The sequence below is a fragment of the Corallococcus carmarthensis genome (assembly GCF_003611695.1).
Classification (GTDB): Bacteria; Myxococcota; Myxococcia; order Myxococcales; family Myxococcaceae; genus Corallococcus; species Corallococcus carmarthensis.
The window spans coordinates 1-9,319 of sequence record NZ_RAWE01000035.1 but is presented as its reverse complement, the minus strand read 5'-3'; the positions used below and the strand labels follow the sequence as shown (position 1 = coordinate 9,319).

8 protein-coding genes are annotated in these 9,319 nt (G+C 66.5%); 6 read left to right on the top strand and 2 right to left on the bottom strand.

Features of this window, described 5'->3' with window-relative positions:
• Window positions 1-282 precede the first annotated feature (282 nt).
• Window positions 283-756 carry a GNAT family N-acetyltransferase gene (locus D7X32_RS12690; protein ID WP_120602794.1) on the top strand — a complete coding sequence of 158 codons (474 nt, stop codon included), beginning with the start codon at window positions 283-285 and terminating at the stop codon, window positions 754-756.
• 2 nt (window positions 757-758) lie between these two features.
• On the opposite strand, the gene D7X32_RS12685 is transcribed toward D7X32_RS12690, so the two are convergent.
• Window positions 759-1,775: an oxidoreductase gene (locus D7X32_RS12685; protein ID WP_244238980.1), complete on the bottom strand. Its 1,017-nt coding sequence runs from the start codon at window positions 1,773-1,775 to the stop codon at window positions 759-761.
• Window positions 1,776-2,172: 397 nt separating this feature from the next.
• Here D7X32_RS12685 and D7X32_RS47760 point away from each other — a divergent pair, with 397 nt between their 5' ends.
• Window positions 2,173-3,753, top strand: a complete 1,581-nt coding sequence (locus D7X32_RS47760; RefSeq protein WP_120602792.1) for a FadR/GntR family transcriptional regulator — start codon at window positions 2,173-2,175, stop codon at window positions 3,751-3,753.
• Between the two features lie 159 nt (window positions 3,754-3,912).
• Window positions 3,913-4,935 (top strand): isopenicillin N synthase family dioxygenase, encoded by a 1,023-nt coding sequence (locus D7X32_RS12675; RefSeq protein WP_120602791.1) that lies wholly within the window; start codon window positions 3,913-3,915, stop codon window positions 4,933-4,935.
• Window positions 4,936-4,939: 4 nt separating this feature from the next.
• Here the strand turns inward: D7X32_RS12675 and D7X32_RS12670 are convergent, their stop codons facing one another.
• Entirely contained in the window at window positions 4,940-6,313 is a 1,374-nt protein-coding gene (locus tag D7X32_RS12670; protein ID WP_120602811.1) for a ferritin-like domain-containing protein, read from the bottom strand.
• Window positions 6,314-6,711: 398 nt separating this feature from the next.
• Here D7X32_RS12670 and D7X32_RS44950 point away from each other — a divergent pair, with 398 nt between their 5' ends.
• The 3 genes from D7X32_RS44950 to D7X32_RS12660 are packed head-to-tail and all read left to right on the top strand — an operon-like array spanning window position 6,712 to window position 9,055.
• Entirely contained in the window at window positions 6,712-7,542 is an 831-nt protein-coding gene (locus D7X32_RS44950) for a hypothetical protein (protein ID WP_147450126.1), read from the top strand.
• Entirely contained in the window at window positions 7,539-8,060 is a 522-nt protein-coding gene (locus D7X32_RS12665; RefSeq protein WP_120602790.1) for a hypothetical protein, read from the top strand. The genes D7X32_RS44950 and D7X32_RS12665 overlap by 4 nt, the downstream gene beginning before the upstream one ends.
• 35 nt (window positions 8,061-8,095) lie before the next feature.
• A complete protein-coding gene (locus D7X32_RS12660) occupies window positions 8,096-9,055 on the top strand; it encodes a hypothetical protein (protein ID WP_147450125.1) in 960 nt (319 codons plus the stop codon).
• The last annotated feature ends 264 nt before the right edge of the window (window positions 9,056-9,319 follow it).

Sequence of the window (9,319 nt, the reverse complement as noted above, 5' to 3'; positions counted from 1 at the left end):
GAACCTGCGACTCCTTGGGAGGGGACCTCGCGAACGCTCGGGAAGACGATGTGACGGGGTCCCGGGCTCGCGAGCGCGCGGGATAGTAGACAGCCCCTCCGACACGGCCGCAGCGATTTGCTCGCGGGGGCCTGGCTGTCAGCCCGCTCGGGAGTGCGGTCGTGCGCTGTTGTGAACCGCGCGGGAATTCCGCTCCACGCACGGTGTCTGGTGGCATGTCTCAGCGGTGTTTCACCGTGGTGGTGAAACGCCCGCGCCTGACGTTTCCACTAGACTTCGGGAATGCCTGAGTCCCTCCTGATTCGCGAAGCCGTGCCCGCCGACGCCGCGCGGATCACCCAGGTGTTGCGCGACGCGTTCGAGGAATACCGGGGCCGTCTGGATCCGCCCTCCAGCGCGCACGACAAGACGGAGTCCGTGGTGCGGCGCGAGCTATCAGACGGCGGCGCCTTCATCGCGGAGGTGGAGGGAGTCCTCTTCGGCTGTGTGTTCTTCCACCCGAAGGCGGACCACCTGTATCTGGACCGGCTCGCGGTGCTGCCGTCACACCGGGGCCAGGGCGTGTCGTTGCGCCTCATGGAGGCGGTGGAGTCCCGTGCGCGCGAACTGGGCCAGACGCGAGTGAGGCTGTCGGTGCGGCTCGCGCTCACGTCGCACCATGCGTGGTACGCGCGCCAGGGCTACGGCTTCCATTCACACGGCACGCACGCGGGCTACACGGCGCCCACGTTCCTGGTGCTGGAAAAGACGCTCTGACGTCAGTCGCGCGGGAGCAGGGGGATGCGGCGGCCCTCCAGGTCGCTCTGGAGCGCGGCCTGGATGACGCGCACGGTTTCGATCGCGCTCTGGGCCGTGACGGGCACGGGCGCGCCGTGGAGGATGGCGGCGCCGAGCTGCCGGTAGAACTGGCCGTAGTCGCCGGGCACGGTGGCGACGGTTTCTCCCGAGGCCAGCAACCGGCCGTGGCGCTCCGAGGGCTCGCGGCCGAAGTCCGGGTGGCCGGGACGCAGGCCCGCTTCAAGCTGTCCTTCCTGCGGATCCAGCTCGTGCTTCAGGTACGCATCCCGGTCGCCCTGCAACACGAAGCGGGGCCACGGCGCGTGCACCACGGAGCCGGAGTGCAGCACCACGCGCAGCGTGCCGTAGCGCAGCACCAGGTGGAACCAGTCCGTGCCCTGCGCGCCCGGCCGCTGCCGGCCCAGGTCCGCGGCCACCGACTCCGGCAGACCGAAGAGCTGCACGGCCTGGTCGACGAGGTGCGAACCCAGGTCCCACAGCGTGCCGCCGCCGGGCACGTCCTGCTCCTTCCAGCGCGCCTTCACCTGGGGCCGGAAGCGGTCGAAGTGGCTCTCCACGCTGTAGAGCGTCCCCAGCCGCCCCTGTTCCAGCAGTTGGCGCACGGTGAGGAAGTCGCCGTCCCAGCGGCGGTTGTGGAACACGGTGAGGCACAACCCGCGCTCCTTCGCGAGCGCGTCCAGCCGCATGGCTTCATCCGCGTCCAGCGCGAAGGGCTTCTCCACCACCACGTGCTTGCCCGCGCGCAGCGCCTGTGCCGCGAGCGATGCGTGCGAGTCATTGGGCGTGCACACGACAAGTACATCCAGGTCCGGATCCGCCAGCAGGGACTCCACGGTGCCCACGCGGACGCCCGGCCAGTCGCGCGCAACGGCCTCCGCGCGGCTCGATGCCACGGCAACCAGGGTGAACGCGGGCTCCGCGGCGATGAGGGGTCCATGGAAGCGCGAGCCGGACAGGCCATAGCCGAGGAGGCCCACCCGCAACGGGGAGCCAGGGACGCGAGCGGAGGTCATGGGCCAGGAGGGTAGCGGGAAGTGGCCCCGGCGCGGACAGGCGTGAGTGCCTGTCCCTGCCGCCTTCCCGACACCGGCGCGCCAGGCGGGTCGACAGAAGTTCGTGAAAAAGTCCTGCGACCCGATGGCCTCCGCGAGAGCGGGTGTAGCGCGGAGCGCGACGGTGGACCGCGCATGGGTGCCGGATCGGATGCCAAGGCGAGTCCACGGACAGAGGCGCCCTGTCGGGAGCGCCGTCGCCCAACTGGTCCGACAGTCGGACCAGTTCGCGTCGCATCCGGCCCAGGGCCGCGCCCGCTTTCGCGTCCATGTCAGACCCCTGTGGTTTGGTGGCGGAGGCTTGGGCAGGAGGGGGACGGGGATGGTGCGGGTGGGACTCGTGGCGTACGTGGAGGAGCAGATCGAGCGCGATATTTCGCTGGGGAAGCTGCCGAGAAGCGGGCAGTTGGGCTCGGAAAGGATGCTGGCGCGCATCTACGGGGTGAGTCGGGGCACGGTGCGCGAGGCACTGCGGCGGCTGGCGGCGCGAGGGCTGGTGGTGCAGCGCTCCGCGCGCAGGGCACGAGCGGTGGCGCTGGATGAGTCGCTGACGCTGGAGAACCTGGGCCTGGCGCTGCATGACGAGGGCGGCCCGGAGTGCCGGCGGCTGCTGGAAGGCTTCTTCAGCCTCAAACGGCAGGTGCTGGTGGAGTTGCTGGCCGACTGCTGCGCGAGGGCCTCCGGGGCGGACCTGCGCCCGTTGGAGGATGCCTGCTTCAGGCTATGGGACGCGGCGCGCTGGCACCCGGGGGTCCGCTGCGCGCAGTTGGAATTCGAGCTGCTGAGGCTGGCGGCCCGGATTGCGGAGCGCCCAGGGCACCTGCTCCTCATCCAGTCGCTGCAGTGGGCCTTGCGAGGCAATGCATCCCGGCTGCTGTCCCTCATGGGCGGCGAGCCGCTGCGCCAGTGGACCACCTGCGCGATGGGGGCCCTGGACACTCGCGACGTGCGGCGACTCCAGCACGAGCTGCCGGCGCTGCTGAAGGCGTGCGATGAGCGCGTGCTGGACGACTTCGCCCCCGTCCCCCAGGAGCAGGAGGAGTGCCCCGAAGCCCAGGGCTCCCGGGAGGGCCTCCTCGGCGACTCCACGTCAGCCACCGAGCAGGACGAGGTCATGGAGGCACGCCCCTGCGTTGAAGAGCGTGGCCTCGGCAATCCCACGAGAGTCCATCGCCAGGACGAGGCTCTGGAGACACGTTCCTTTGTTGAGGAACGTGTCCTCGGAGACCCCACGTCCGTCCTTCACCAGGACGATGCGATGGAGGAACGTCCCTTCGTTGAGGAACGTGGCCGCGGTGGCCCCACGTCGGTTCCTCACCGGGACGATGCGATGGAGGAACGTCCCTTCGTCGAGGAACGTGGTCGCGGAGACTCCACGTCAGTTCCGCACCAGGACGATACGATGGAGGCACGCCCCTTTGTTGAGGAGCATGACCTCCGAGACCCCACGTCGGTTCCTCACCAGGACGAGGCGATGGAGGTACACCCCTGCGTTGGGGTGCATGGTCCCGGTGGCCTCGCGCCCGCCACCGGCGACACCGAGTTGCTCGGCGGTACACCCTGTCCTCATGGTGAGGCCCTTTCCATGGAGGCCGACAGCGGGGCGCTGCTACTTCCAACTGACCCTGGGCCCGCTATGTGCGAACCCGGTGGGGAGTGCACCGGAGGGGATGGGACGGACGCTGCCTTGGGAATCCTGTCCGACTGTCGGACGGATTGGGGCGTTTCGTCTCCGGAGGGGGGCCTCCAGCCAGGAACTCTACCCACCGATTCTCTCGGACAAATCCAAGTGGCGGTGCCTGTGGAGGACGAGCCTCTTCACGAGACCCAAGGGCTCCTGGGCCGGTGGGCTGCGCGCCTCTGGCGCTTCATAGCCCATGCCCTGGGCCGCCCTGCTTCGTGAGCGGTGAGAGCCCTTCGCACCCTTGGGCGACCTTGAAGCGTTGTACGCCCTCCCGTAGAGAGAGTGCCTGTGTCGATGGACCTTGGACGCATCCGCCCGAGCCGTGCTTCCGCGCAGGATTTGGCGACGAACTCCTGGTCATCTCCTTAGAGTTACGCCATGGACACCGTGCCCCTCATCGACGTCCGAGCCCTCGTCGACGCTTCGTCGAGTCCCCAGGCCCGCAGGGAGGTCGCTTCCCGCATGGGCGCGGCATGCCGCCACACCGGCTTCTTCTATGTCGTGGGCCACGGTGTGGACTTGGGGCTCCAGTCCCGGCTGGAAGCGCTGGCGCGGGATTTCTTCGCGCGGTCGGAGGAGGAGAAACAGCGGGTGCGCATGGCGCTCGGTGGGAGGGCGTGGCGAGGCTTCTTCCCGGTGGGCGGGGAACTCACGTCGGGCCGGCCGGACCGCAAGGAGGGGCTGTACTTCGGCACGGAGCTTCCGCCGGAGGATCCTCGCGTGCGCGCAGGCACCCCGCTGCACGGACCGAACCTGTTCCCCCGGGAGCCGGAGGGGCTGGGCGGCGCGGTGCTCGAATACATGTCGGCGCTGACGTCGCTGGGGCACGCGCTGATGTCCGGCATCGCGCTCAGCCTGGAACTGGAGGCGGACTTCTTCGCCCGGCGGTACATGGCGGATCCGACGGTGCTGTTCCGCATCTTCAACTATCCGCCGGGCCCGGAGGTGGACGCGCAAGGGCTGCCAGTGTGGGGCGTGGGCGAGCACACCGACTACGGTGTGCTCACCATCCTCAAGCAGGACGACGCGGGCGGCCTCCAGGTGAAGACACGGCAGGACGGGCACACGCGCTGGGCGGACGCGCCGCCGGTGGAGAACGCGTTCGTGTGCAACATCGGCGACATGCTCGACCGGATGACGCGCGGCGTGTACCGCTCCACGCCGCACCGGGTGCTCAATCGCGCGGGCCGCGACCGGCTGTCGCTGCCGTTCTTCTTCGACCCGGACTGGACGGCGGAGATCCACGCCATCGACTCGCCTGCGTTGAAGGACGCGGGCGCGGACGACCACGCGGAGCGCTGGGACTGGCAGAGCGTGCACGCCTTCCGGGGCACGTATGGGGACTACCTGCTCGGCAAGGTGGGGAAGGTGTTCCCCGACCTTCGCGAGGAAGTGCTGTAGCGACTCAGGCCCAGAGTTCCTGCTCCAGCGAGTCGAGCATCGCGAGACCTTCCGCCACGGAGGGTAGGCCCGCATCGGCGGTGAGGCGCGCGTCGAGCGGGATGGCCACCTCCGCGCGCAGCACCGTGACGGCCTGCCGCCGCGCCTCACGAAGCCGGGTCTGCTCCTCGGCGGACAGGCGGGGCATGGCCCAGGCGTCGATGTCCCAGGACAGGCCCGCGTGGCGCGTCTCGTCCTCCGCGATGCGCACCATGGCCTCGCGGATCTCCGGGTCGCGCGCGTGCAGCGCCTGGTGGTGCGCCACCAGCGCGCCATAGGTCTCCCGCACGCAGCCCTCCACGGCGTTGTCGAGGAGCACTTCGTCCAGCGGGCGCAGCGGCAGGGCCGTGACCGCGGGAGGCACAGGCGTGGCGCCGAAGCGGTGGGCCAGCCGCAGGGTGACTTCAGTGTGCCGCACCTCGTCTGCCGCGCTGGCGAGCGCCGCGTCCTGCAACTCACTGCTCGCGCCGTGCAGGGCCAACTCGTCGCGCAGGCGCAGGAACGCGTGGATGGCGGCGGCCTCCAGCCGGGCGGCGTTCGCGAAGTAGCCGCCCCGTGCGTCCTCGCAGCCACCCGCCCGTGCATCCTGGAGCCCCACGGGCCTCCGGCCGACGACGCAGTCGGGCGTGCCCTCCTTGAGGGGAAAGGTGCCTTCCTCCGTCACCACACCGGACGGCGTGACCTTCAGGTCGTGCCGGGTCTCGTACACGTTCGTTTCACAGTCGTAGTCCTGGATGCTGACGACGCTGAAGGTCCCGTCCGGAAGGGCCCGGATCTTCCCGCGCTCGTAGGCCGGGTAACCGCACAGCGCATAACCCGAGGCATAGACCAGGAGCGCGGCCTCTTCCGGGGTGTCGATGCGGCCCAGCAGGGCCCGGACGGAGTCCGCGGTCGTGTACGTCGTCACCTCGTCGCCGCGGGTCGTGACGAGGAGGCTCTCGTAGCACTCGATGCTGTAGCCACAAATCCTCGGGAAGCCGCGAGTGACCGCCAGCGCATCGAGCTGGTCCAGGCACGCCTGGGGGTTCGTGGCCGTCGCGCAGGGCACGCCCTCCGACGTCTGGAGGTCGGCTTCCGGAGGCGATGAGGGCGGATACCGGCGCTTGATGGTGCGCATCTGGAGCACGTCCGGAGGAGGGTCCACCGTCAGGCCCGTGAGCGCGGGGAAGCTGTTCACGCAGGCGACGTCCGAGTGCTGGCTCAGGTCGACGGGCTCTGGCTTCGGGGTTGGCTCCACGGTGACGGTGGGCCTCCCATCGCATCCCGTGATCAGCAGCGGCGTGGCCAGGGAGGCCCGCAGGGCATGGGAGAAGAGAACCCGCAGACGGTTGACGTTCATGATCCCCTCGAAGTTGAGCGCGGGCCCCAAGCCCGCCCCCCTTGGACACGCGCCCCCGGACGCGTGGGACATCAGGCCCAGAGTTCCTGCTCCAGCGAGTCCAGCAGCGCCAGGCCCACCTCCGGTGAAGGCAGGCCCACCTCCGCAGTGAGGCGTGCGTCCAGCGGCACGGCCACCTCCGAGCGCAGCACGGCCAGCGCCTGACGCCGGGCCTCCCGGAGGGCAGAGCGGTCCTTGGCGGACAGCCTGGGAGCGGCCCATACATCGAAGTGGTTCTGGGTAGAAAGGGGTGCGCCGTTTACATGGGACGATTTGTTATCCGAAGCCGTGTATGTTGTACGGCAAAATCCTCGTTAAGCCGTATGCAGAGAAACCGCGCGTACGTTGAAAGGAGGCAGATGGAAACGGACAGCGAATGCTATCGCGCCACCCATCTACGAATGAATAAGGACTCCGGATTGAGGCTTTTCCTTGTTGGGGCATGCCTGCTCATGGGAACCCTCGTTGAAGCGGCGCCAGCCCCATATTGGCGCGTGGTCGTTGAGGACCCAGATGGCTTGGCGAAGGGACAAGTCTTTGAGGTTAGTGCATCGAGAAAGGTCGTCGGCGTCCTTCCCGCCTTGTTCGAGGCGCCTACTGACGAACGACCGACCTTGTCGATAACTTCAATCCATGGACTCAGCGCGCTCACCACGCTTACGCGGCAAGACGACGGCTTCAAGCCTGGCACAGTCACTATGTTTGGATGCTGGAGCAGTGCGTCAGCGGGCGCCAAGGCGATTAGCGCGGAGTTGAGTTCGAGGAGGGATGACAGTAGCGCCAGCGTTGAGGCTTTCACGTTTACCCTCCGCAAGTCAGAGAAGCGCTGCCGGGAAGCAGGGGGAATGGGTGTGCCTGAAAAGAAGGCGATGTTCACCTTCACCTCTGAACCCCAGGAGTCCGAGTTGGTTATTGCCAATCCCGGCTCGGGTAAGACCGTCCGGGGCAAGGTTCCTTTTCCGGCAACCTTGCACTTCGAGTGCGACGACCAGCGCAGCGCTATCTTCAAAAGGGATGGCTATTTGGACTGCGTGCTTCAAATCAATTTCAAGTGTGCCTCGGGCGATAGTGAGCGCCATGTCCTCGTCAACGGCAGTCGTCATGCGCTAGTGCTCGCAGGCGAGCCATCTGACCCACCCGAACTCAAGTGTATGCTGGTGAAGCTGCCAGAACCGAGGACTACCCGATGAGGAAGGCCTCCCTGCGCATGTGGGTGCTGAGCGGTACGCCCCTGCTCCTGGCTGGGGTGTTCATTCTCTTTGAACTCTTCTTTCTGGCGGACACTGCGGAGGGGCGACGTCTTGGAGGACAGCTCAATGACGTGCTCAAGCAGGCCATCGCAATAGAGCTGGAGGTCTCCAAGCTTTTTTCCGCTTCTGCCCTGGCCATCATCGGCGTCGTGGCCTACTACCTGAAAGAGCGCCGCGGGGAATGGACCAATGCAGAGTTCGCCTGTGCGGCAGCTGTGTTGGTTTCTGCAGTGGTTTCCATCTTCTTTGGTCATTTGTGGATGGTTGCCGTCCGTAACCAGCTCGAGGCGGATATCCATGACCCCTACTCGCCGAGCCGGGTCTGGTCAGAGCGGCTTCAATACCTGACGCTCATCTTGAGTCTCGGCTGGTTCGGATTGCTCGTCTTCAGACGAGAGTTCCTTGAGTCGCGCAGCGGAGCTGGTGCATCGACTCCGGCTGGAGGAGGGAAGGTTTAAGTTCTACTCTCGACCGTTAGATGCAGGAAGGGCACATGCTCATGAGCCGCGTATCCCGTTGGAGAATGCTGGGCGTCCTGCTTCTCGCAGGTTGCACCGCGTCGGCGGACAGTATGCCGGCCAGCCTGCCTCTACCGAAGGTCGAATCCTGCGAGGGTATCGGGAGCAACGATAAGGACGATTTCTGCTTCAAGCGAGATGCCGCGGGTCAGCTTGAGATCGCCGTGCCGCTAGGATTGGTATTTCAAGTCGAGGATAATCTCGCTCTCTGCAAAGATATCTTCAAGACCCCGCTATTCCACGAAGCGGTGGAGAAGGCAGGTATCTGGGGAACGAAACTGAGTCTTGAAGAAGTGCGGCGCAAGCCAGCTCGCCCCTCGTTCTATGACGACAGCAACAAGCCCTGGGAGTCTTTCCTCGAAGAGGGAGAACTGAGGGGCTCTCTCTGGAAGGTCTTCAATGCTGTTCGCACCTGGGAGTATGTGGACGTCGAACGATACGCCGGGGCATTTCAAGTCAATGCTGTGGTCCGCCCCGTGGAAGAGGACAGCGGTCAGGCGGAGGTCATCTTCTTCAGGGGATCATGCGCGCCTCGGAAGCTGTATCAATTCGCGCTTCCGGAAATGGATGCACTCACCCGCTACATCTTCATCGCTGCGCACGAGTTAGGCCATGTCTTGGACGCCTACTCTGGCGGCGCGCCCCTCGGCCATCAAACGCCACGGGGGGAGCAGAATGCCACCATCTACGGTTCGTTCTGGGTTGAATGCTGGTTGCGGCTATTCCAGAGTCAGCTCACCGCCAACCCGCAGATGTTCTCCTTTTCGGAGCGCGAGCGGGACTGTGCCCTCTCCAATTGGCGCAAGGCCGAGCAGGGCATGTCTGCTCTGCGTTCCTCGTGGAACATTCAAAAGGTCGTGTTGCCGGAACAAGCAGAGCTGCCTGAAGCACTTCAAGGCGCGTCGGGTTGCTTGAGTCCAAAGGAGCACGAGTAGGCAGAGCCCAGGGCACACCGAATCAGCGACGGCGGTCAACGTGCTCGATACGCACGAACTCTTGACGTAAGCGTTCACGGGGTCTGGCGACCGCGAGCGTGAATCAGGTCCCGGGCAGCAGCGATGGTGCGGGAGTGCCGTGGAGATGGGCTTCAAGGGACGCAGTGAGAGCGTCGAGCACGTTGCGCTCCTGCTTCCTGAGGCTCATCACGGCCGTGAGGATGCGCTCGACGAAGCGGCTGCCGTCCTCGCTCTGGGTGCCAA